The organism is Desulfosceptrum tomskiensis (assembly GCF_049818055.1).
Lineage (GTDB): Bacteria > Bacillota > Desulfotomaculia > Desulfotomaculales > JASEER01 > JBFLVT01.
Window position 1 is genome coordinate 1,534,599 of sequence record NZ_CP187479.1, and the last position, 21,435, is coordinate 1,556,033.

The following is a 21,435-nucleotide window of genomic DNA, read 5'->3' on the forward strand; positions in this document are numbered from 1 at the left end:
TCTCATAAATCCTGCCCAAATATCCTTTCTGCCAGACTGCGTCCAGTCGGTGTGGTTGCCAGCCCGCCTTCCGCCGTTTCTTTGAGAGACCTGGCCATGCAATCACCCACCGCTTTCATGGCTGAAATCACCTCGTCAACAGGAATGACACTTTCAATCCCTGCCATGGCCATAGTGGCGGCAGTCAGAGCGTTTGCCGCACCCATCGCGTTACGCTTGACGCAGGGGACTTCCACCAGACCCGCCACCGGGTCGCAGACCAGACCCAGGACGTTTTTCAGAGCGATAGCGCAGGCATGGGCGGCCATGCGGGGAGAACCGCCGCACATCTCCACGACCGCCGCCGCGGCCATTGCCGAGGCGCTGCCGCATTCGGCCTGGCAACCCCCCTCGGCTCCAGAGATATAGGCCTGTCTGGCAATGACCATGCCGATGGCGGCGGAAGTAAAGAGGCTCATGACCGCCTTCTCTTCCGGGACGGCCTTTTCCTCCATCACCGTCAGCAGAACACCCGGAATAATCCCGCAGGAACCGGCCGTCGGAGCGGCCACGATTCTTCCCATGCAGGCGTTGACCTCAGCCACGGCCAGGGCCCTCATCACGGCCCCGTCCAGTGTGGCGCCGCCAACTGTTTCTCCGGCCTCGATGGCTTCCTTCATCCTAAACGCATTCCCGCCGGAGAGGCCGCTTTCGGACCTGAGGCCTGCCGCCAGGCCGTTTGCGACCGCCTCTTTCATCACCCTCAGGTTGGCGGCCATTCGTGCGCAGAGTTGGGCTTCCGGTTTCTCCATCTGTTCCGCCTGATCCCGCAGGACCACGTCGGAGATGTTCTTTCCGGCGCGTTCCGCCGCCGTCACCAGTTCTTCAACCGAATCATAATGCAGCAACACGTTGTCCGCGCCTCCTCAAATGGGCTCAAGCGCCGTTACGGCCAGCACCCCCGCAAGCCGGCCGATCTCATCTACGGCTGCCCGTCCCGCATCCTGATCAAGCTCGATCACCATCAGCGCTTCACATCCGCGACAGCGGCGGTATACGTTCATACGGGCGATGTTAACCCGCTTTGCGGCGAGCACACCGGTGACGGCCGCCACCACTCCGGGCGTGTCCCGGTGCGGAACGACCAGCGTATGGTATTCGCCTGAAATCTCGACTTTCAAATCGTCGATTTGCCTGATAAGAATGTTTCCGCCGCCCATGGAGGAACCCGTTACGGTTACAGCCCGGCCCGAACGTCCCAGCAGCCGGATCACCGCCGTATTGGGATGGGCATCCCTCAAGGCAGCAGTCTCGACGGTCACCTTCCACCCTCTTTGCTCCGCGAGCAAAAGGCTCTCCCTTATTCGGGTGTCGTCGGGCTCGAAGCCGAGCAAACCGGCGATGACGGCCCTGTCGGTGCCGTGTCCTCGGTAGGTGCGCGCAAAAGAACCGTGAAACTGAATGTATACCTCAGCCGGCTCCTCGCCCAGCAGCCTCCGGGCTATCCGGCCGATGCGGACGGCTCCGGCCGTATGGGAACTCGACGGTCCGACCATCACCGGCCCGACAATGTCAAAGACGTTCATGCGCTCGCCTCCCCGTTGAGACTTGTCAAGGTCGCGGAAAACAAAAAACAGAGCCCCATTCAGGCCTCTGTCCTCCAACCTGAGAGATTCCCGGACTGAGCCGGTTTGCCCCGTCGGTGCCGTGACAAGTTCACGGACTCTCCAGAGTTCGAGAGGGTCGGTCCTTTTGCCTGAGAGTTTCCGCCTCTTTGCTCCTTCGGCGCCCGCTTTACGAACGGGTCTCTCCCGATACCCTCCGACCTATGAAATTCTCCGTTTAACAAAAAATACCATACCGGGTGTCTGGTGTAAAGGGCAGTGCCCTGCATGCATTCTTGTTATCACTATTCGGTTTCTACTTCACCGGCCCATCCGGAAACAAGCCTCACAGTCAAACTTATGATACTAGAGAGTGGCGCTGGACCGAGCCCATCACCGTCTAACGTTACAGCCAGGTATCGTTTCCTCCCCGTCATCACCTCACTGTACTCAGCAAGAACACCGCGGATAAGCCCTGTGCCGTTCCTGAGACAACAATCAGGAGAGCCTGCACGCGGGCGGTAGCATATACTATTGTGAAGAATGTCGGAAGCTATAGTGAAGTGACTGGCACCTCTTATCGGCATAAGCAATCGTCAGGTTGCCTATACTTGGACCTTGTAGTTGAGGGCCAGCTCATCTCCCGGCTTGCCCCGAATACCCCAATTGCCCTGCGGCGTTTCAAAAATGGTGATCTCTAGATCTTGCGGCGCAATGCCCACCCGGCGGAAACCAACTCAAACAGCCTCACGATGAGTTTCTTCTCGGCCTCCACCGAGCGCCCTTCAAACACCGAGAACTCCAAAATGATGTAATTCTCACTGCGATCCTGCGGGAAGACAAACTCTTCTCTTTCCAGGCCAATAAAACGCTGAAAGCGTTTCTCCGGCGGCAATCCGAATGCTTCTTTTAGAGCATCTCGGATGGCATCCGAAAGCGCCTCTCGATTTTTGGCCAGATTGCTTTTCAGACCGTAAATCTTTACCTGTTGCATTGTTTCCTCCTTCCGGAAAACCAAAACGGCGTCAACGCCCACCTACTTTTGACCCGCCCGGCCATCGAGCCTGCGCATTCAAGTGAATTCGGACACCCGTTCCGGATTCTTACGGACAGCATCAAACGGAGTTGCGGTGGTATGCGGTAATAGCGTAAATTATAATGGACTCAAGAATTTTACACAATGGATTCCCAGGTGCCGACGATGATCTGCACCCGTTCCGGACGGTGGTCCTTGGAGTGGCCTACCTGGCTATCCCGGAACGATCCTTGATTCTCAAAAGCTCTGCGGAGCCGTGAGGGCATTGGCTGTTAAAGTTGAGATCAAGAGAATCTGGACCGGGTAGCCAGACGCAGGACATGAAGAGTAAGATATTTTGAAAGGGGGCATTGGTATGAGCATGAATGAATTGGCGCGCCGGGTGAAGGAAGCTTCCATAAAGCTGGCCGGAGCCGGAACGGAACTGAAGAATAGAGCCCTGGCTCAGATCGCTGAGTCACTAAAACATAACAAGGAAGAAATCATAAAAGCTAACAGGGAAGACTTATTGAGAAGTGAAAAAGAAGACCTCCCCGCCCCGCTATTAAAAAGGCTAAGATTCGACGAGGCAAAGATCCAGGATGTAGTTGACGGGATCCATAGCCTTATTGACCTGGACGACCCTGTAGGGAAAACACTGCTTTCCACTGAACTGGACGACGGTCTGGAATTGTACAAGGTGACCTGTCCGATAGGTGTAATCGGCGTGATTTTTGAGTCCAGGCCCGATGCCCTGGTGCAGATTGCAACCCTTTGTCTGAAGAGCGGGAACAGCGTACTGCTTAAAGGCGGCTCCGAAGCCAGGGAGACCAACCGCGTCCTGGCCGAAGTCATTGTCAAGGCAACGGAAGAAGCCGGCATTCCCGCCAACTGGCTTGCGCTGCTGGAGACACGCTCAGACGTCAACGAAATGCTCAAAATGGACCAGTACATCGATCTCATCATTCCCAGAGGGTCCAATGATTTCGTCAGATATATCATGGACCACTCAAGAATTCCGGTTATGGGCCACGCGGACGGTATATGCCACTGCTATGTGGATGAAGATGCGGACATTGACATGGCGGTAAAGATTGCCGTGGATTCAAAAACACAGTACGTGGCCGTGTGTAACGCGGTGGAGACCCTGCTGGTGCATGAAAAGATAGCCGCAGACTTTTTGCCTGCGTTGAAGAACGCGCTGGAGAGCAAAGAGGTGGAGCTGATCGGCTGTCCGAAAACGTGCGCGGTCATTTCGGCGACTCCGGCTTCGGAAGACGACTGGAAAACCGAATACCTTGACTACAAGCTTTCCGTAAAAGTGGTTGCGGGGCTTGACGAAGCCATTGACCACATCAATACGTACGGTTCCGGCCACACGGACAGCATCATTACCAGGGATAAGGAAAAAGCCGCGCGGTTCATGGACTACGTTGATTCGGGCAATGTTTTCTGGAACTGTTCCACACGCTTTAGTGACGGCTTCCGCTACGGATTCGGGGCCGAGGTGGGGATAAGCACGGGCAAGATTCATGCCAGGGGTCCGGTAGGCCTCGAGGGACTGGTTATCTACAAGTATAAGCTCATTGGAAACGGTCACATTGTCGAGGACTACGCCAAACGTTCAAGGAGCTTCAAGCACAGAAAAATGAACAGGGAATTTCCACTATAACAAGTGGAATGCTGCATGTTAGTCGAACAGATGCGACGACCTTCCCGGGTACAACTCTGTGTGAGCCGGGCCTATTCTGTTACTGTCCCTTTCGGAGCAGAGACTATTGCGCCCATTGATAGTCGATTTCCGTGATGCGCCCGCGCCAATACGGCAAGGGACCGTCCGGTAATTGCCACTTAACCTCACCCTCCAAGGGAATTCGCATACCGGCCCGATTGGCGTAGGCACTAAACCGACCTTGCCAGGGCGTTGGTTGGAGGACGCCATCGACAGCGCGGTAGCGAGACTGAGACCGCGCAGTCGTGATCAGCCCCTCCTCGTCAAAGCAAAACTCGATCGACACGCTGACATCCCCATCTGTGAGGGTCGCGCGCGCGCTTGAATCGTCGATTGCTTCCCAGCGCACGCCCTGACTGGGCAACAGCGCCGTTGGATACCAAGGCCCCTCGGCGAGGTAGCGCATCAGTTCCCCCTGCGCCATCTCAGGTGTGCCGCGCATGGCCGCGACGGTGACGAGGCCAAGCACTGCTGCGTGCAGGATCCCTGTTCCCGCCCCGTAGGCGTCCTGGACAAACACCTTCACGCCGGGAGCCATTTTCACGCGTGCGTCCCAGTCGAAGCCTGGCGGGCACGTGGTGATCATCTGGGTCGCCTCAAATGGACGCCAGCTGTCCTCGGCCTCGCTTATTCGGAACTGCCCTTGCTGTGACAAGCGCACAACAGCGACAATCGGCTGTCCATCCTGCAACACGGCGCGGAAGTACCGCTGCACCGGCAACGGCAGGCCTTCGATTTCTCGCGCGTCGTATGTTGTCGGCGTTATGGATATCCGTGCAGTCTCCAGCTTTGCTCGGAAGTCATCGTTCTTTGCCTGCCACCGTGATACGCCGTAGATGACGGCACCGGCAACACCTGCGGCAAGCGCAATGAGGATCACCGCGACTATCGTTAGCTTCATACCTACCTATGCAAACCTCCCGCTGATACTCAGTCAGTGTACAGTGCTAAATACAAAAAACCGTGGCCGCCTCATATGGACCACGGTTTGCATTCTCTGGTGGAGGCGGGGGGAGTTGAACCCACCGTCCGAAAGAATGACCACAAGAGGCTCTCCGAGCGCAGGCTGTGCTTTAGGTTTCGCTCCGCAGGCGCCCACAGCCAGGCTCCGTTGGAGCTATCTCGATGAGTGTCCCCGAAAACCTCCGAGAATTGGTCGCCGGGCTAGCCCGCTAATGTGACACCCTGATCCGGCCACGCAGGCTTAGGCCGGCAGGATGCTGGCTGACTTACGCAGCCAGGGCGAGTTCGTTCTTGTCGGCAGTTATGCCTTTGCCACCGTTTTTCGGGCTGGCAGCAACCCCGGCTCGCTCCTCCTGCCATCAATTCCCCCGTCGAAACCACGTCGCCCCCGGTTTTAGTATTTTCCGCGGGTCGCCCTCTCGATTTCCCTCTGGGCTTCCCGCTTGGCGATGTCCTCGCGCTTGTCGTAAAGCTTTTTGCCCTTGACCAGCGCGAGTGCAACTTTGGCCCTGCCGTTCTTGAAGTAGACCTTCAAGGGCACGAGAGCAAGGCCCTTTTCCCGCGTCTTGCCCAGAAGCCGCATAATCTCTCCCTTGTGCATCAGGAGCTTGCGCGGCCTCTTGGGCTCGTGGTTGAAGCGGTTGCCCTGCTCGTAGGGACTGATGTGCATGTTGTGCAGCCACAGCTCGGCGTTTTCGACGCGGGCAAAGCTATCTTTCAGGTTGCCCTTGCCGGCGCGGAGTGACTTGACCTCGGTGCCCGTGAGCACCATCCCGGCCTCGTGGGTTTCGAGGATAAAGTAGTCGTGCCGTGCTTTACGGTTTTCGCAGACCACCTTATCGGCCATTACCGCATCACTCCGTTCCGCATCGCCTCCCGCCGATACTGCTGCACATCTCATGATACGGTGTTATGTTAACTCTGTCAAGATAGCGGTACCATAAACTGGAATGATACCGCACCGGATTGACCGCTATCGGTTTTTAGCTGTTTGACCGTTGGAAAACCCGAAATAAAAATCGGAATATGCTAAATACTAGTATTTCACATATTCCAAACACAGACCTTGCGGCGGGGCGGTCGGTCCGGCCGCGGCCCTGGACCGGGCGGCCAGGATGTCGCCGACTCTCTCCGGCGGCCACCTGCCCAAACCCACCCGGATCAGGGTACCGGCGATGATGCGTACCATCTGGTACAGGAAGCCGTTGCCCTCGATCTCCAGGCGGACCAGGCGCCCGTCGCGAGTGACTTCAGCTCTATAGATCGTGCGGACAGCCGACTTTACCGGCCTGCCGGCGGCCTGGAAGGAGCTGAAGTCGTGCTCCCCGAGCAGAAAAGCAGCAGCAGCCTTCATCCGCCCCTCGCCGAGCGGGTGCCTCACGTAGTAGCTGTAGAACCGCCAAAAAGGCGAAGGCACAGGGCCGTTGTCAATCGTATAGGAGTACGTCTTGGACACGGCGCTGTACCTGGCATGGAAATCAAACGGCACCTCTTGTGCGCTTACGGCCGCGATATCCGGCGGCAGGACGCTGTTGAGAGCGGGAACAATCCGCTCCGTCGGAATGTTCCAGGTCCCGGTATGGAAGTTGACAACCTGGCCCCTGGCGTGCACCCCGGCGTCGGTCCTCCCCGCCGCCGTAACCTGGATCTCCGTATGGGCCAGGGAGGCGAGACACTTTTCCAGCGTTTCCTGGATGGTAGGCAGCCCGCTCCCCCGCTGGACCTGGAAACCACAGTAGGCGGTACCGTCATAAGCGAGCACCAGTTTAATGTTGCGCATTCGCAGCGTTACTTCTCTCTTATTGCCCGGCGCTTTACCGTCAGATGGGATTCCCGCCGGGGAATCCCCATCGTGAAACTTCCTTAACAGTCTAACAGCCGACAGCTAACAGCGGGAATTACACCAGTTCCAGGATTACCATCTGCGCAGCGTCGCCCCGCCGGTAGCCGGCCTTTATAATGCGGGTGTAACCGCCCGTGCGCCCCTCGTACTTGGGCGCGATAGTGCTAAACAGTTTTTTGACTACCTCTTCGTCATACAGGAAGCTCAGGGCCTGGCGACGGGCGGCGAGATCTCCCTGCTTGCCAAGCGAGATCATTTTTTCGGCAAGACTGCGGGCTTCCTTGGCCCGCCCCTCCGTGGTCATTATCCGCTCTTCCCGCAAGAGGGATGTGACCAGATTGCGCAGCACGGCCATTCTATGGTCTGTTGGGAGACCCAACTTCCGGTAACCCAATTCCGTTCCCTCCTTAGTCCTCGTCCTTGCGCAGCGAGAGGCCGAGTTCGGCAAGTTTGCGCACGACTTCCTCGAGCGACTTCTTGCCCAGGTTCCTGACCTTCATCATTTCTTCTTCGTTCTTCTGCGTCAATTCTTCAACGGTGTTGATGCCTGCACGCTTCAGGCAGTTGTAAGAACGGACAGAAAGGTCGAGTTCCTCAATCGGCATCTCGAGCAGCTTGTTCTTCTTTTCCTCTTCCTTCTCGACCATAATCTCGACGTTGCCGACGGATTCAGTGAGCCCCACGAACAGCTTCAAGTGCTCCATAAGGATGCGCGCCGCCAGGCTGACGGCCTCGTCGGGACGGATGCTCTTGTCGGTCCACACCTCGAGCGTAAGCTTGTCGAAGGTCGTCTCCTGCCCGACTCTCGTCTTGTCAACATAATAGTTGACCTTGCGGATAGGCGAGAAGATCGAATCAATAGGGATGACGCCGATAACGTGCGCGCCGCGCTTGTTTTTCTCGGCGGGGACGTAGCCCCGCCCCTTGTCGACCGTCAGTTCCATATACAGCCTGACGTCCTCGGCAAGCGTGGCGATGTGCAGGTCCGGGTTCAAAATCTCGATATCAGGGTCGGTGATGATGTCACCGGCCTTGATCTCCCTGGGCCCTTCGGCTTCGACGCGAATCGTTCTTTCCTCGTCGGCATATGATTTAAGGCGCAGGTTCTTCAGGTTGAGGATAATCTCCGTTACGTCCTCCCGAACCCCCGGAATGGTGGAAAACTCGTGCAGCACGCCGTCGATCTTCACCGCCGTAACGGCCGCTCCGGGCAAGGACGCCAGCAACACCCGGCGCAGCGAATTCCCCAGGGTGATACCGAATCCACGCTCTAAAGGCTCGACCACGAATTTCCCGTAGCCGGCCTCGGGATCCATCTTCACGCACTCAATTTTCGGTTTTTCAATCTCTAACATCGCGAACCCCCTCAATCGGAAGGTAGCCGCCTACCTGGAGTACAGCTCGACAATCAGCGATTCCTTAACCGGAATGTCAATCTGCTCCCTGGTCGGTAAGGCTACTACCCGGCCCTGGGCTTTAGCCGCATCGTATTCCAGCCATGCCGGTGGCGTATTCTCAGCAGCCCGTTCCAAGAGCTCCTGAATCCGGGGTGAAGACTTGCTTCTTTCACGGACGGCGATGACGTCGTTCGCCTTGACAAGGTACGAAGGGATGTCAACCTTCCGCCCGTTCACCAGGAAATGACCGTGCCGTACCATCTGCCGGGCCTCGAAACGCGAACCGGCAAGGTTCAGACGGTAGACGACGTTATCCAGCCGGCGTTCCAACAGGCGGAGCAGGTTGTCGCCGGTGATCCCGGGCTGGCGCTCAGCCTTGGCGAAGTAGTTGCGGAACTGCGTCTCCAGGATGCCGTAAATGCGGCGGACTTTTTGTTTTTCGCGCAACTGGATGCCGTACTCCGTAGCCTTGGCCCTGCGCCCGTGCGCTTTCGCCCCCGGGGGCGTCGGCCGGCGGTCGATGGTGCAGCGGGGACCGTAACAGCGGTCGCCCTTCAAATAAAGCTTTGTGCCTTCGCGACGGCAAAGCCGGCATCTTGCTTCGGTGTATCGTGCCATAAATGAACCTCCTAAACGCGCCGGCGCTTCGGCGGCCGGCAGCCGTTGTGTGGAATGGGTGTAACGTCTTTGATCAAGCTGACCTCGAGCCCGGCGGCCTGCAGCGACCGGATCGCCGCCTCGCGGCCGGCGCCGGGTCCCTTGACAACCACCGCGACCTCTTTCATGCCGTGCTCCATCGCTTCGCGGGCCGCCTTTTCAGCCGCCAGCTGCGCAGCGAACGGCGTGCTCTTGCGGGAACCCTTAAAACCGACCTGTCCGGCGCTGCACCAGGAGATTACGTTACCCCTTACGTCGGTGATCGAAACCACCGTGTTGTTAAAGGTGGACTTGATATGCGCCACACCTTGCTCGACGTGTTTTCTTTCCTTCTTCTTGGTTCTTACGCGACGCGCCATCTAGCAACCTCCTTACTTCTTCCTGCGCACGCCGACGGTCTTCTTGGGACCCTTGCGCGTTCTGGCGTTGGTCCGGGTCCGCTGGCCCCTCACAGGGAGGCCGCGACGGTGGCGAAGACCGCGATACGAGCCGATTTCAATGAGTCTCTTAATGTTCAGGGCCACTTCGCGGCGCAGGTCGCCCTCGACTTTCAGCGTCTTTTCGATGACTTCCCTCAGTCTGGTAACCTCGTCCTCGGTCAGCTCGCGCACCCGTGTGTCGGGATTGACGCCCGTCTGAGCCAAAATCTTTTGCGACGTAGACAGCCCGACGCCGTAAATATAGGTTAAAGCAACCTCAACCCGCTTATCCTTGGGCAGGTCGACCCCAGCAATACGTGCCAAACAACTTCACCCTCCTATCCTTGGCGCTGCTTGTGTTTAGGATTTTCACAAATAACCATAACCCGCCCCTTGCGGCGAATTATCTTACATTTTTCACAGATAACCTTTACCGAAGGCTTGACTTTCACCTGATACGCCCCCTTGTGGCTACTTATAGCGGTACACAATTCTGCCGCGGGTGAGATCATACGGGGACAGCTCCACCGTTACCCGGTCACCCGGCAGAATACGAATAAAGTTCATGCGGATCTTGCCCGAAACATGCGCCAACACCTTATGGCCGTTAGGAAGCTCCACGCGGAACATTGCATTGGGCAGGGGTTCAATAACCTTTCCCTCAACCTCAATAACGTCCTGCTTCACCAGCATCCCTCCTTCTCCACGAAACCCCGGAGTATTTTCCGCACATCAGCATCTGTAACCTTGAGACCTTCAGCCAGCTTTGCTTTAATTTCCTCATCGGCGTGTGACACTATCTTTATATGCTTAACGTTCTTTCTCTTGGGACGGTCGACCTTGCGGCGCAAACCGTCAGTGAGCAACACCGTATTGTCGCCGACAGTCGCCAGGACGATGTAAAACTGCCCTTCGTCCCTGCCGGCCACCGACCTGACCACCTGGCCGGCACGCAACTTCCTGACTTCCACGGATATAACCTCCGTTACAAGCGTGTGAGGATTTCGGCCTCGCCATCGGTGATCGCGATTGTGTGCTCAAAATGTGCCGAGAGTTTGCCGTCTTTCGTAACCACGGTCCACTTGTCTGACAGCGTCGTAACCTCGTATGTCCCCGCGTTGACCATCGGCTCAATGGCCAGGGTCATTCCCGCTTCCAGCCTCGGACCCCTTCCAGGCGGCCCGAAGTTGGGTATCTGGGGCTCCTCGTGGCACTTGCTTCCGATCCCATGCCCGACATAATCCCGTACAACCGCAAAACCGTGCTTCTCAACCAGGGTCTGAACGGCATGCGAAATGTCGGTGAGGCGGTTGCCTGCCCGCGCCTGCGCGATACCGGCATAAAGCGCCTGCTCGGTTACTCTCATCAGATCAAGGGCCTCCTGCGTTACGGTACCCACAGGAAAAGTTGCCGCTGCGTCACCAAAGTAACCATTTATTTCCGCCCCCACGTCAATACTGATAATATCTCCATTCCGCAGGGGCCTTAAACCGGGGATCCCGTGAACAACCTCCTCATTGACAGAGGCGCAGATGCTGGCAGGGAAACCGTAAAGGCCTTTGAAAGCCGGACGCGCGCCCTGCCTGGTGATAAAGTCCTCGGCGATGTCGTCCAATTCCTTGGTCGTCACCCCCGAACTTATCGCTTTCTCTATCTCCCGCAACGTCCCCGCAACAACTCGTCCTGCGTCACGCATGTAGCTAAGCTCGCGGGTGGATTTCTTGGTGATCATTTCTCCTGCCGTTTTTATTTAATGAAACCTTGATAGCTGCGCATCAGGAGATGCGCCTCAACCTGTTTCATCGTATCGAGGGCCACACCGACCACGATCAGCAGGGCGGTGCCGCCGAAGTAGATGTTCGGAATCTTGGTCGCCAACAGCACGAAATTCGGCAAGATAGCGATCAGCGCCAGGAAGATAGCGCCGGCGAGAGTGATCCGCGCCATCACCTTGCTGATGTACTCGGCGGTCGGGCGCCCGGGCCGCAGGCCGGGAATGAACCCGCCGTACTTCTTGATGTTGTCGGCGACGTCGACCGGGTTCATGATCACAGCCGTGTAAAAGTAGGTGAAGCCGATGATCAGCAGAGCGTAAAACGTCGTGTGCAGGAAGCTCCCCCAGGCGAAATAGCGGAGGAAAGCGTCGGCGAAAGCGTTACCCTGGAAGTACCCGGCGATCTGCTGCGGGAAAATAAGGATCGACGACGCAAAGATGACCGGGATAACACCGGCCTGGTTGACCTTAAGCGGCAGGTGCGTCGTCTGCCCGCCGTAGACCCTGCGCCCCACAACCCGCTTGGCGTATTGGACCGGGATCCGGCGCTGGCCTTCCTGAACGGCGACGACGGCACCGATGATCAGCACGGCAATGATAATCAGGGCGATGATGCTCAAGACGTTGATCGTCCCGGCATCAAGGTACTGGAAAATGCGCACCGCGCCCGCCGGCACGCGTGAAACGATACCGGCGAAGATCAGCAGAGAGATGCCGTTCCCGATGCCATGCTCGGTGATCTGTTCCCCGAGCCACATCAGGAAGACGGTGCCCGCAGTCAGGATGGTAGCGACAAAAAGGTACGACAGGATCCCGGGGTTCACCAGCGAACCCTTAAGAGCCACGGACATGCCGAGCCCCTGCAAGAAGGCCAGGATCGCCGTCCCGTAGCGGGTGTACTGCACAATCTTTTTACGCCCCTCTTCCCCTTCCTTGGACAGGCGTTCCAGCTTGGGGATGACCACGGTCAGAAGCTGCATGATAATCGAGGCGTTGATATACGGGATGATGCCCATGGCAAAGATGGCGAAGTTCTTAAAGGCGCCGCCCGAAATCACGTCGAAGAACCCGAACAGCGCCCCGCTCGCGATCAGCTTCTCGATGGCGTCCGGATTCACACCGGGTACGGGGATATGCGCGCCGATACGAAAAACCAGCAGCATCGCCACGGTAAACAACAGCTTCGTGCGAAGCTCCGAGACTTTGAGCGCCTGCTGCAGGCTTCCCAGGAACTGTGTTCCGACAGCCACTTAAATCACCTCGGCTTTGCCGCCGGCGGCGGTAATCTTCTCGACCGCAGCCTTCGAAAAGGCGTGCGCCTGAACGGTAAGCGCCTTGGCCAGTTCCCCGTCGCCAAGAATCTTGACCCCGTCACCCTTGCCCTTGATCAGCCCCGCCTCGACCAGGGTTTCAGGGGTAACGACGGCTCCGTTTTCGAAACGGTTTAAGTCCCCACAGTTGACAGTGAAGTAGATCTTCTTAAAGATGTTATGGAAACCGCGCTTGGGCAGGCGCCGGAAAATCGCGGTCTGGCCGCCTTCAAACCCCCGGCGGACGCCCCCGCCCGAACGGGCTTTTTGGCCCTTATGGCCGCGGCCGGCCGTCTTGCCCTGGCCTGCAGCAATGCCTTGACCCTTGCGTTTGGGCAATCGGCGGGCACCTGCTGCCGGTCTAAGTTTAGATAGATCCAACTCGCCCACACCTCCCTTACGCAAGTTCTTCAACTTTAACCAGGTGGCTGACCTTTCTGATCATGCCCCTGATCTGCGGCGTATCTTCCTTAATAACCGACTGACGCAGCTTTTTCAGGCCCAGGGCGCGCACGGTGGCGCGCTGCTCTTCGTTGGAACCAATGACGCTTCTGACAAGTGTGATCTTACAGTTCGCCATCTTCTAGCCCCCCAGCCTGATTTGCGTAATTTCCTTGCCGCGCAGGCGGCCCACGTTATCTTTCGTCTTAAGGAGCTTAATGGCCTCAAGGGTGGCCCGGACCATGTTGTTGGCGTTATTTGAGCCCAAAGACTTAGTCAGAATGTCGCGGATGCCGGCCAGCTCCAGGACGGCGCGCACAGGCCCGCCGGCGATAACGCCGGTACCGGGTGCCGCCGGGCGCAGCAAGAGCTTGCCCGCCCCGAAAACGCCTACCACTTCGTGGGGAATAGTAGTTCCTACCATGGGCACCCTGATAAGGTTCTTCTTAGCGTCTTCGATTCCTTTTCTGATTGCCTCCGGAACTTCACCGGCTTTGCCCAGGCCGGCGCCCACGATTCCCTGGCCGTCGCCCACGACGACCAGCGCCGAAAAACTGAAGCGGCGGCCGCCCTTGACAACCTTGGCACAGCGATTAATAAAGACGACTTTTTCCGTAAGTTCCAGTTTTGAAGCATCTATTCTAGACACGTCATTCCCCCCTTCTCCTTAGAATTCCAGTCCACCGGCCCTGGCGCCTTCGGCGAGGGCCTTGACGCGGCCGTGATACAGATATCCCGCACGGTCAAAGACCACTTGCTTGATGCCCTTTTCCTGCGCCGCGCGGGCGATGAGCTCGCCTACCGCACGGGCGCCCTCCACGTTGCCCCCGGAAACCTTGCCTTTAAGCTCCGGAGAAAGACTGGAGGCCGCGCAGAGCGTTACCCCGCGCTCGTCGTCGATGATCTGGGCATAGATATGGTTCAGGCTGCGAAAGACATTCAAGCGCGGCCGTTCGGCCGTTCCAAAGATCTTCTTCCGCACGCGGATGCGCCGTTTGTTGCGCGTTGCATGGCGGTTAATCTTCTTAAGCAAGACCTGCCCTCCTCTACTTACCGTTTAGCGCCAGCCTTGCCGGCCTTACGGCGGATACGCTCGCCTTCGTACTTGATGCCCTTGCCCTTGTACGGTTCGGGCGCGCGAATCTTGCGGATGTTGGCGGCGACCATGCCGACCTGTTCCCTGTCGGCGCCTTTAACGACTATCTTCGTCGGGGCCGGAACTTCGAGTTCAATCCCCGGCGGCGGAGCAAACTCAACCGGGTGGGAGTAGCCGATACTGATGACGACGTTCTGGCCCTGTTTCTGGGCGCGGTAGCCGACACCGACCAGTTCGAGCGTCTTCGAAAAGCCGTTGGCCGCTCCCTCGACCATCCCCGCCAGCAGGGCCCGCGTCAGCCCATGCTGCGCACGGTCTTCATCCTCATCGCTGGGCCGGTTGACCACCAGCTGGCCGTCGACCAGCGCGATTTGCATACGCGGTGGAAATTCCCTTGTCAGCTCCCCCTTGGGGCCCTTGACCCGAACGGTGTTGCCGCTGATCTCCACACTGACCCCTTGAGGAATGTTGATAGGTTTTTTGCCTATACGCGACACGCCAATTTCACCTCCCGGCAACTACCAGACGTAGCAGATTACTTCCCCACCAACGCCCAGCTTCCGGGCGTCCTTATCGGTAACAATGCCCTTCGACGTGGACAGGATGGCGATGCCCAGTCCTCCCAGCACCTTCGGGACGTCGTCCTTCTTGGCATAGACCCGCAAACCGGGCTTGGAGATGCGCTTCAAGCCGGTAATCACTCTTTCCCGGTTCGGGCCGTATTTCAGGTAAATCCGGACAATACCTTGCTTGCCGTCGTCAACCACTTCGTAATCCTTGATGAAGCCCTCTTCCTTCAAGATGCCAGCGATGGCCTTCTTAATACCGGACGCGGGAATCTCACAGGTTTCATGGTAGACGGTGTTGGCATTCCGGATGCGCGTCAGAAAATCCGCAATCGGATCCGTCAACATTGTCGCTACCTCCTTACCAGCTGGCCTTACGGATCCCCGGAATCTGCCCCTTGTAGGAAAGCTCGCGGAAGCAGATGCGGCAGATGCCAAACTTACGCATATAGGCACGGGGCCTGCCGCAGAGTTTACAGCGGTGATATTCGCGAACACGGAACTTCGGAGTCCGCTTTTGCTTGGCGATCAGAGATTTTTTGGCCACGTTCTACCCTCCTTTAATGGGGTTGAAAGGGTGCTCCCATCAGCCGTAATAGTTCACGCGCTTCTTCGTCGGTCTTGGCCGTGGTCACGAGTGTGATATCCATGCCACGGACCTTGTCGACCTTGTCGTACTCGATTTCGGGAAAGATCAGCTGTTCCTTGATGCCGAGGGTGTAGTTCCCGCGACCATCGAAGGCCCTGGACGGAATGCCCCGGAAGTCCCTCACGCGCGGCAGCGCCACGTTGAACAGCTTGTCGACGAAGTCGTACATCCGGCTGCCGCGCAAGGTGACCTTGACCCCGATCTGCATCCCCTCACGGACCTTGAAGGCGGCTACCGACTTCTTGGCCTTGGTGACGACGGGGCGCTGCCCGGTAATGGTCTTGAGATCATTTATCGCGGCGTCAATGGCCTTGGCGTTCTGGATGGCTTCCCCAAGACCGATATTGATCACGACCTTTTCCAGCTTCGGCACCTGCATTACGTTGCGGTAGCCGAACTTTTCCTTCATGGCCGGCACGACTTCTTCCAGGTACTTCTGCTTTAGCCTTGCCACTATCCAAGCCCCCTTTCCAGACCTGCTCGTGCAGCGGGCGCAACGTCCGGGTTAACCCTGGACTTCCCCGCAGTGCTTGCACACACGGACTTTCGTGCCATCTTCCAGCACACGCCTGGCCGCGCGGGTAGGCCGATGGCACTTGGAGCACAGGAGCATCACGTTGGAAACGTGGACAGGGGCTTCCTTTTCCTTGATTCCCCCCTGTGGCACGCTCCTGGTCGGTCTGGTGTGCCGCTTGACGATGTTGACCCCTTCAACAACAACACGCTGTCTCTTGGGCTCAACGGAAACCACCTTGCCCCGTTTGCCGGCGTCCTTACCGGTAATGACCAGCACGGTGTCGCCCTTGCGAACGTGGATCTTGTTGTCTCCCATCCTGTTAACCTCCCTTACCAACCGCGCTGCGGTAACCTGAGGAATCCTTTTACGGATTAGAGCACCTCAGGCGCCAGGGACACGATCTTCATGAAGTCCTTCTCGCGTAATTCCCGGGCGACCGGTCCAAAAATACGGGTCCCACGCGGAGTCTTGTCGTCCTTGATGATTACCGCTGCGTTCTCGTCAAACTTGATATATGAGCCGTCCGGGCGCCGCAGCTCCTTCTTCGTCCGGACGATAACGGCCTTGACAACATCGCCCTTCTTCACCACGCCGCCGGGTACCGCTTCTTTAACCGACGCGACGATGATATCCCCTACGGAGGCGTAGCGCCGGAAGCTTGCACCCAGAATACGGATGCACATCAACTTTTTGGCCCCGGTATTGTCGGCGGTGTTGAGCATTGTTTGCACCTGGATCAAGGCCTACACCTCCCTTGCTTAGGCTTGAGCCCGCTTCAGAATTTCAACCACGCGCCATCTCTTTCTCGCGGACAACGGACGGGTCTCGGCGATCTTGACCTTGTCGCCGATCTGGCATTCGTTTTTCTCGTCATGCGCCATGAATTTCTTGGTCCGGCGGACGATACGCCCGTAAAGGGGGTGCCGGACGAGAGTCTCCACGGCGACGACGACTGATTTATCCATCTTGTTGCTGACCACGGTACCAGTCCGGGTCTTGCGTAAAGCACGCTGTTCCACGTCAATCCCTCCTTACGCCCGCTTAATCCCCAGTTCTCTTTCCCGCATGATGGTGTTCAAACGGGCAATCCGGCGGCGGACTTCCTTTAGCCGCATCGGGTTATCGAGCTGCCCCGTTGCCATCTGAAAGCGAAGCCGGAAAAGTTCCTCCTTGGAATCGGCCAGCTTCTTTCTCAGTTCAGCATCGGTCATCTCAAAGAGTTCACGAACTTTCGCCACGGGCTTCACCTACTTCCTCACGTTTCACAATTTTTGTGCCGCACGGCAGCTTGTGCGAAGCGAGGCGCAGGGCCTCCCTGGCTGTCTCCTCGGGGACACCCGCGATTTCAAACAGGATGCGCCCCGGTTTAGCTACGGCAACCCAGTATTCCGGAGAACCCTTGCCGCTCCCCATGCGGGTTTCGGCAGGCTTCTTGGTGATGGGACGGTCCGGAAAGATGCGGATCCAGACCTTGCCGCCGCGCTTGGCGTGCCGGGTCATCGCGATACGCGCCGCCTCAATCTGTCGCGACGTTATCCAGGCAGCGTCCGTGGCCTGCAGGCCAAACTCGCCGTACTCGATTTCGGTACCGGCCTTGGCCCGGCCCCCGAGGTCGGGGCGATGCTGCCTGCGGTACTTCACTCTTTTGGGCATCAACATTGGTTACTTGCCTCCTTCGCGAGGAGCCTTTTCAGGTAAAACCTCTCCCTTGTAAATCCAAACCTTGACGCCGATCTTGCCGTGCGTCGTCTTGGCTTCGGCAATGCCGTAGTCGATGTCGGCACGCAGGGTGTGCAGCGGCACCTTCCCTTCGCTGTACCATTCGGAGCGGGCGATTTCGGCTCCGGCCAGCCGGCCGCTGACCTGAACCTTGATGCCCTTGGCGCCCATCTTCATCGCCCGGCCGACGATCTGTTTCATCGCCCGGCGGAAAGCCACACGCCTTTCAATCTGGCCGGCCACGTTCTCGGCGACGAGCTGGGCGTCCAGTTCCGGAACCTTGACCTCGACGATATTGATGTTCACCTGCCGCCCGGTCATCGCTTCGAGTTCCTTGCGCAGGACCTCGACCTCGGTCCCGCCGCGGCCGATGACGATGCCCGGCTTGGCGGTATGAATGCCTATGCGCAGCCGGTTTGCCGTCCGTTCGATCTGAACCCGGGCGATCCCCGCCGGAAAGAGCTTCTTCTTGATGTAATTCCTGATCTTGACGTCTTCCAGAAGCAGATCGGAAAAATTCTTTTTATCCGCGTACCACTTGGCGTCCCAGTCGCGGACGATACCCAGTCTTAACCCCCGCGGGTCAACCTTCTGCCCCATTCGCCTATCCCTCCTTTCCGTCGCTGACGACGACGGTGATATGGCTGGTGCGGACCCGCCTGATATTGGCCCTGCCGTAGGCACGAGGCTGCATGCGTTTGAGCGTGGGACCCTGATCGACAACGGCCTTCACGATCCGGAGGTCCCCACGGTCCATCTCCAGATTGTTCTCGGCATTGGCCGCTGCAGACTTGATAACCTTGGCGACGGCCTGAGCCCCTCTGTTGGGTACGAACTTGAGGACGCTCAGCGCTTCGTCCACCTGCTTCCCGCGCACCAGATCCACAACCTCACGGACCTTGCGGGGAGAGAGCCGGATGTACTTGGCTACTGCTCTTGCTTCCACGATGAACCCCCCTTATTTCAGCGCCGTGGATCTTTCGGTGTGATGCCCGTGCCCTCTAAAGGTACGGGTCGGTGCAAACTCGCCGAGCTTGTGTCCTACCATTTCTTCCGTAATGTAAATAGGAACATGCTTACGGCCGTCATAGACAGCGATGGTATGGCCGATCATCTGGGGGAAGATGGTCGACCGCCGGGACCAGGTCTTCAGAACCCTCTTTTCGTTCCTGGCGTTCATTTCCTCGATACGGACCAGAAGCCTGGGACTGCAGTAAGGCCCCTTCTTCAGTGAGCGACCCATGGTATACCCCCTTTCTTACTTCGAACGCCGCTTAACAATCAGCTTATCGCTGGGCTTGTTCTTCTTCCGTGTCTTGGCGCCGAGTGCCGGTTTACCCCAAGGCGTCACCGGCGCCCGCCCGATCGGTGAGCGGCCCTCGCCGCCGCCGTGCGGGTGGTCGACCGGATTCATCACGACACCGCGGACGGTCGGGCGAATGCCGAGCCACCTGTTGCGGCCCGCCTTGCCGACCGTGATGTTCTCATGCTCGAGGTTGCCGACTTGGCCGATGGTAGCCTTGCAGTCCATGCTGAACAGCCGGACCTCGCCCGACGGCAAGCGCACGTGGGCGTAATCGCCTTCCTTGGCCATCAGCTGCGCCGCGCCGCCGGCGGAACGGACGACCTTGGCTCCCTGGCCCGGATAATACTCAAGGTTGTGGATGAGCGTGCCGGCCGGGATGTTGCGCAGCGGGAGAGCGTTCCCCACCTTGATGTCGGCGTCCGGGCCGGAGACGATCGTCTGCCCGACCTGCAGACCGACCGGGGCCAGGATGTAGCGCTTCTCGCCGTCGGCATAGCTGACCAGGGCGATGTTGGCCGAGCGGTTGGGGTCGTACTCAATGCTTACGACCTTGGCCGGGATACCGTCCTTATCGCGCTTAAAGTCGATAATTCGGTACTTGCGCTTGTGCCCGCCTCCCTGGTGGCGGACGGTCAGCCGCCCCTGGGTGTTGCGCCCGCCGGTCCTCTTCAAGGGTTGGATCAGCGACTTTTCCGGTTCGGCGGCCGTGATTTCCGCAAAGTCGGAAACGGTCACAAATCGGCGTCCTGGGGAGGTGGGTTTGAATTTCTTAGTCGCCACGTGTTTCCCTCCTTACCTATACGCCTTCAAAGAATTCGATCTTGTCGCCCGCGCGAAGGGTCACAATGGCCTTCTTGACCTCCGGCGTGTAGCCGACGATGTTGCGCCGGCGCCTGGCCTTGCCGACCTGCCGCATGGTATTGACCTTCACGACCTTGACCTTGAAGATCTCTTCAACGGCGCGTTTGATCTCGGTCTTGTTCGCCTTCGGATCGACCAGGAAGGAGTACTTGTTCTCCCCGGTCAGCGACATGGATTTCTCGGTCACCAGCGGCTTCCGCAGGATATCGTACGGGTACTTCATTATGCCAGCACCTCCTCGACGCGGGCCACGGCGTCCCTGGTCAACACCAGGTTGTCGTGATCCAGGAGGTCGTAGACGTTTAGCTGCCGCGCTTCTAACGACTTGAAACCAGGGATGTTGCGCGTCGACTTTTCCACGTTGAGGTCCCGTTCGGCGGTCACAAACAACGCGCCGCCGTTAACCTTGAGGTTGTCGATGACGCCGATCATTTCTCTGGTCTTGGGCTCAGCCAGGGTCAACGTATCGAGGACGATAAGCTTCCCCTCTTTAACCTTAGCCGAAAGGGCGGACTTAAGGGCCACCCGCTTGACTTTCTTCGGTACGCTGTAGCTATAATCACGCGGGTGCGGGCCGAAGACGATGCCGCCGCCCCGCCAGATGGGCGAGCGAATGCTGCCGTGACGCGCCCGACCGGTGCCTTTCTGGCGCCAGGGTTTTCTTCCGCCGCCCCTGACTTCGGCCCTGGTCTTGGTATCGTGTGTCCCGCGGCGCCGGTTGGCGAGGTGCATCACGACCACCTCGTGCAGAACCGCCTCGTTGACGGGCTGCCCGAAGATATCTTCGCTCAGCTCGATCTCGCCCACCCGTTCGCCGTTGGTGTTAACGACTGCTACTGTAGGCACGACCGCTCCTCCTTTCCTTGGATGCCATTAAAAAACGAAAATTCTCCCTTACCTGTTCTTAACGGCTTCCTGCACAAAAACCAGGCCGTTGGCAGGGCCGGGAATCGCACCTTTTACAGCCAGAAGGTTGCGCTCCGGATCAACCTTGACAACCTCGAGATTCTGCACGGTGACTCTTTCCACACCGTAATGGCCGGGCATCTTGCGACCCTTGAAAATACGGGCCGGGCCTTTGGCCGCCGCCGAGCCGGGCCGGCGGTGATACTTGGAGCCGTGCCCCATCGGCCCGCGGTGGAAACCATGTCTTTTAATACCTCCGGCAAACCCGCGGCCCTTGCTGGTCCCGGTAACGTCGACCATTTCGCCGGCGTTGAAGATGTCGCACTTTATCTCCTGGCCGATCTTGTACTCCATTACGTCATTGACCCGCAGCTCGCGCAGGTACTTCTTCGGCTTGACCCCGGCCTTGGCAAAGTGCCCGCGGACAGGCTTGGTGACCTTTTTTTCGCGCACCTCGCCCCAGCCGATCTGGATGGCGTTGTAGCCATCGCGGTCAACCGTTTTCTTCTGTACGACGGTACAGGGGCCCGCTTCTATCAAAGTCACGGGGACCACCAGCCCTTCCGGAGTGAAGAGCTGCGTCATCCCGAGCTTACGCCCGAGAATTCCCTTGGCCATCTTTACACCTCCAAACAATGGCATTAAGCACTGAGCACTAAGCGTTAGAACAGTCTCAGGCCA

General features: G+C 58.1%; 36 protein-coding genes, 1 other RNA gene, 1 pseudogene and 1 riboswitch. Of the genes and pseudogenes, 1 reads left to right on the forward strand and 37 read right to left on the reverse strand.

What is annotated here, in order from left to right; genetic code table 11:
- Positions 1-2: 2 nt before the first annotated feature.
- The 3 genes and pseudogenes from sdaAA to ACPV0M_RS07805 form a co-directional block, all read right to left on the reverse strand.
- Positions 3-887: an L-serine ammonia-lyase, iron-sulfur-dependent, subunit alpha gene (gene sdaAA / locus ACPV0M_RS07795; RefSeq protein WP_425622161.1), complete on the reverse strand. Its 885-nt coding sequence runs from the start codon at positions 885-887 to the stop codon at positions 3-5.
- 18 nt (positions 888-905) lie between these two features.
- The gene (sdaAB, locus tag ACPV0M_RS07800; protein ID WP_425620105.1) at positions 906-1,565 is read right to left on the reverse strand and encodes an L-serine ammonia-lyase, iron-sulfur-dependent subunit beta; all 660 of its coding nucleotides are present in this window, start codon (positions 1,563-1,565) and stop codon (positions 906-908) included.
- 148 nt (positions 1,566-1,713) lie between these two features.
- Positions 1,714-1,803: riboswitch (glycine riboswitch) on the reverse strand.
- A gap of 385 nt (positions 1,804-2,188) precedes the next feature.
- A pseudogene (locus ACPV0M_RS07805) lies at positions 2,189-2,577 on the reverse strand (tautomerase family protein).
- 397 nt (positions 2,578-2,974) lie between these two features.
- On the opposite strand from ACPV0M_RS07805, the gene ACPV0M_RS07810 reads away from it, so the two are divergent.
- On the forward strand, positions 2,975-4,270 hold the full coding sequence (locus tag ACPV0M_RS07810) for a glutamate-5-semialdehyde dehydrogenase (RefSeq protein ID WP_425620106.1): 1,296 nt from the start codon (positions 2,975-2,977) through the stop codon (positions 4,268-4,270).
- A gap of 103 nt (positions 4,271-4,373) precedes the next feature.
- On the opposite strand, the gene ACPV0M_RS07815 is transcribed toward ACPV0M_RS07810, so the two are convergent.
- From ACPV0M_RS07815 to rplC, 34 genes are all read right to left on the reverse strand, one after another.
- A complete protein-coding gene (locus ACPV0M_RS07815; protein ID WP_425620107.1) occupies positions 4,374-5,231 on the reverse strand; it encodes a DUF6920 family protein in 858 nt (285 codons plus the stop codon).
- A 97-nt stretch (positions 5,232-5,328) separates the two neighbouring features.
- Positions 5,329-5,683: a transfer-messenger RNA gene (ssrA, locus tag ACPV0M_RS07820) on the reverse strand.
- Between the two features lie 4 nt (positions 5,684-5,687).
- A complete protein-coding gene (gene smpB, locus ACPV0M_RS07825) occupies positions 5,688-6,140 on the reverse strand; it encodes an SsrA-binding protein SmpB (RefSeq protein WP_425620108.1) in 453 nt (150 codons plus the stop codon).
- 189 nt (positions 6,141-6,329) lie between these two features.
- Complete coding sequence (gene truA, locus ACPV0M_RS07830; protein WP_425620109.1) at positions 6,330-7,073, reverse strand: tRNA pseudouridine(38-40) synthase TruA; 744 nt, start codon at positions 7,071-7,073, stop codon at positions 6,330-6,332.
- 118 nt (positions 7,074-7,191) lie between these two features.
- On the reverse strand, positions 7,192-7,530 hold the full coding sequence (gene rplQ / locus ACPV0M_RS07835; RefSeq protein WP_425620110.1) for a 50S ribosomal protein L17: 339 nt from the start codon (positions 7,528-7,530) through the stop codon (positions 7,192-7,194).
- Positions 7,531-7,543: 13 nt separating this feature from the next.
- Positions 7,544-8,491, reverse strand: a complete 948-nt coding sequence (locus ACPV0M_RS07840) for a DNA-directed RNA polymerase subunit alpha (RefSeq protein ID WP_425620111.1) — start codon at positions 8,489-8,491, stop codon at positions 7,544-7,546.
- A gap of 30 nt (positions 8,492-8,521) precedes the next feature.
- The gene (gene rpsD / locus ACPV0M_RS07845; protein WP_425620112.1) at positions 8,522-9,151 is read right to left on the reverse strand and encodes a 30S ribosomal protein S4; all 630 of its coding nucleotides are present in this window, start codon (positions 9,149-9,151) and stop codon (positions 8,522-8,524) included.
- 11 nt (positions 9,152-9,162) lie between these two features.
- Complete coding sequence (rpsK, locus tag ACPV0M_RS07850) at positions 9,163-9,549, reverse strand: 30S ribosomal protein S11 (protein ID WP_425620113.1); 387 nt, start codon at positions 9,547-9,549, stop codon at positions 9,163-9,165.
- Between the two features lie 12 nt (positions 9,550-9,561).
- Positions 9,562-9,933 (reverse strand): 30S ribosomal protein S13, encoded by a 372-nt coding sequence (rpsM, locus tag ACPV0M_RS07855; protein ID WP_425620114.1) that lies wholly within the window; start codon positions 9,931-9,933, stop codon positions 9,562-9,564.
- Positions 9,934-9,947: 14 nt separating this feature from the next.
- Positions 9,948-10,061 (reverse strand): 50S ribosomal protein L36, encoded by a 114-nt coding sequence (rpmJ, locus tag ACPV0M_RS07860; protein ID WP_425620115.1) that lies wholly within the window; start codon positions 10,059-10,061, stop codon positions 9,948-9,950.
- A 19-nt stretch (positions 10,062-10,080) separates the two neighbouring features.
- Positions 10,081-10,299: a translation initiation factor IF-1 gene (gene infA, locus ACPV0M_RS07865; RefSeq protein ID WP_425622162.1), complete on the reverse strand. Its 219-nt coding sequence runs from the start codon at positions 10,297-10,299 to the stop codon at positions 10,081-10,083.
- A complete protein-coding gene (locus ACPV0M_RS07870) occupies positions 10,293-10,580 on the reverse strand; it encodes a KOW domain-containing RNA-binding protein (protein WP_425620116.1) in 288 nt (95 codons plus the stop codon). The genes infA and ACPV0M_RS07870 overlap by 7 nt, the downstream gene beginning before the upstream one ends.
- Positions 10,581-10,594: 14 nt before the next feature.
- Positions 10,595-11,341 (reverse strand): type I methionyl aminopeptidase, encoded by a 747-nt coding sequence (gene map, locus ACPV0M_RS07875; RefSeq protein WP_425620117.1) that lies wholly within the window; start codon positions 11,339-11,341, stop codon positions 10,595-10,597.
- A 14-nt stretch (positions 11,342-11,355) separates the two neighbouring features.
- Complete coding sequence (gene secY / locus ACPV0M_RS07880) at positions 11,356-12,633, reverse strand: preprotein translocase subunit SecY (RefSeq protein ID WP_425620118.1); 1,278 nt, start codon at positions 12,631-12,633, stop codon at positions 11,356-11,358.
- Positions 12,634-13,074 carry a 50S ribosomal protein L15 gene (rplO, locus tag ACPV0M_RS07885; protein ID WP_425620119.1) on the reverse strand — a complete coding sequence of 147 codons (441 nt, stop codon included), beginning with the start codon at positions 13,072-13,074 and terminating at the stop codon, positions 12,634-12,636.
- Positions 13,075-13,090: 16 nt separating this feature from the next.
- Positions 13,091-13,273 (reverse strand): 50S ribosomal protein L30, encoded by a 183-nt coding sequence (rpmD, locus tag ACPV0M_RS07890; RefSeq protein ID WP_425620120.1) that lies wholly within the window; start codon positions 13,271-13,273, stop codon positions 13,091-13,093.
- A 3-nt stretch (positions 13,274-13,276) separates the two neighbouring features.
- Positions 13,277-13,783, reverse strand: a complete 507-nt coding sequence (gene rpsE, locus ACPV0M_RS07895; RefSeq protein ID WP_425620121.1) for a 30S ribosomal protein S5 — start codon at positions 13,781-13,783, stop codon at positions 13,277-13,279.
- Between the two features lie 18 nt (positions 13,784-13,801).
- Positions 13,802-14,167: a 50S ribosomal protein L18 gene (gene rplR, locus ACPV0M_RS07900; protein ID WP_425620122.1), complete on the reverse strand. Its 366-nt coding sequence runs from the start codon at positions 14,165-14,167 to the stop codon at positions 13,802-13,804.
- A 17-nt stretch (positions 14,168-14,184) separates the two neighbouring features.
- Complete coding sequence (gene rplF, locus ACPV0M_RS07905) at positions 14,185-14,727, reverse strand: 50S ribosomal protein L6 (protein WP_425620123.1); 543 nt, start codon at positions 14,725-14,727, stop codon at positions 14,185-14,187.
- Between the two features lie 21 nt (positions 14,728-14,748).
- The gene (rpsH, locus tag ACPV0M_RS07910) at positions 14,749-15,144 is read right to left on the reverse strand and encodes a 30S ribosomal protein S8 (protein WP_425620124.1); all 396 of its coding nucleotides are present in this window, start codon (positions 15,142-15,144) and stop codon (positions 14,749-14,751) included.
- Between the two features lie 13 nt (positions 15,145-15,157).
- A complete protein-coding gene (locus tag ACPV0M_RS07915) occupies positions 15,158-15,343 on the reverse strand; it encodes a type Z 30S ribosomal protein S14 (protein WP_425620125.1) in 186 nt (61 codons plus the stop codon).
- A gap of 13 nt (positions 15,344-15,356) precedes the next feature.
- Positions 15,357-15,899, reverse strand: coding sequence for a 50S ribosomal protein L5 (rplE, locus tag ACPV0M_RS07920; RefSeq protein WP_425620126.1), 543 nt, complete (start codon positions 15,897-15,899; stop codon positions 15,357-15,359).
- 51 nt (positions 15,900-15,950) lie between these two features.
- Positions 15,951-16,277, reverse strand: coding sequence for a 50S ribosomal protein L24 (gene rplX / locus ACPV0M_RS07925; protein WP_425620127.1), 327 nt, complete (start codon positions 16,275-16,277; stop codon positions 15,951-15,953).
- 56 nt (positions 16,278-16,333) lie between these two features.
- A complete protein-coding gene (gene rplN / locus ACPV0M_RS07930; protein ID WP_425620128.1) occupies positions 16,334-16,702 on the reverse strand; it encodes a 50S ribosomal protein L14 in 369 nt (122 codons plus the stop codon).
- 18 nt (positions 16,703-16,720) lie between these two features.
- The gene (gene rpsQ, locus ACPV0M_RS07935) at positions 16,721-16,981 is read right to left on the reverse strand and encodes a 30S ribosomal protein S17 (protein ID WP_425620129.1); all 261 of its coding nucleotides are present in this window, start codon (positions 16,979-16,981) and stop codon (positions 16,721-16,723) included.
- A gap of 12 nt (positions 16,982-16,993) precedes the next feature.
- Positions 16,994-17,173: a 50S ribosomal protein L29 gene (rpmC, locus tag ACPV0M_RS07940; protein ID WP_425622163.1), complete on the reverse strand. Its 180-nt coding sequence runs from the start codon at positions 17,171-17,173 to the stop codon at positions 16,994-16,996.
- A 10-nt stretch (positions 17,174-17,183) separates the two neighbouring features.
- Positions 17,184-17,621: a 50S ribosomal protein L16 gene (rplP, locus tag ACPV0M_RS07945; protein WP_425620130.1), complete on the reverse strand. Its 438-nt coding sequence runs from the start codon at positions 17,619-17,621 to the stop codon at positions 17,184-17,186.
- Between the two features lie 3 nt (positions 17,622-17,624).
- On the reverse strand, positions 17,625-18,281 hold the full coding sequence (rpsC, locus tag ACPV0M_RS07950) for a 30S ribosomal protein S3 (RefSeq protein ID WP_425620131.1): 657 nt from the start codon (positions 18,279-18,281) through the stop codon (positions 17,625-17,627).
- 4 nt (positions 18,282-18,285) lie between these two features.
- A complete protein-coding gene (gene rplV, locus ACPV0M_RS07955) occupies positions 18,286-18,627 on the reverse strand; it encodes a 50S ribosomal protein L22 (protein ID WP_425620132.1) in 342 nt (113 codons plus the stop codon).
- Between the two features lie 12 nt (positions 18,628-18,639).
- Entirely contained in the window at positions 18,640-18,924 is a 285-nt protein-coding gene (gene rpsS / locus ACPV0M_RS07960) for a 30S ribosomal protein S19 (protein ID WP_425620133.1), read from the reverse strand.
- A gap of 15 nt (positions 18,925-18,939) precedes the next feature.
- Positions 18,940-19,767: a 50S ribosomal protein L2 gene (gene rplB, locus ACPV0M_RS07965; RefSeq protein ID WP_425620134.1), complete on the reverse strand. Its 828-nt coding sequence runs from the start codon at positions 19,765-19,767 to the stop codon at positions 18,940-18,942.
- A 16-nt stretch (positions 19,768-19,783) separates the two neighbouring features.
- Positions 19,784-20,071 (reverse strand): 50S ribosomal protein L23, encoded by a 288-nt coding sequence (gene rplW, locus ACPV0M_RS07970; RefSeq protein WP_425620135.1) that lies wholly within the window; start codon positions 20,069-20,071, stop codon positions 19,784-19,786.
- Positions 20,071-20,694, reverse strand: coding sequence for a 50S ribosomal protein L4 (gene rplD / locus ACPV0M_RS07975; RefSeq protein ID WP_425620136.1), 624 nt, complete (start codon positions 20,692-20,694; stop codon positions 20,071-20,073). The genes rplW and rplD overlap by 1 nt, the downstream gene beginning before the upstream one ends.
- Before the next feature lie 48 nt (positions 20,695-20,742).
- Positions 20,743-21,372, reverse strand: coding sequence for a 50S ribosomal protein L3 (rplC, locus tag ACPV0M_RS07980; RefSeq protein ID WP_425620137.1), 630 nt, complete (start codon positions 21,370-21,372; stop codon positions 20,743-20,745).
- Positions 21,373-21,435 lie beyond the last annotated feature (63 nt).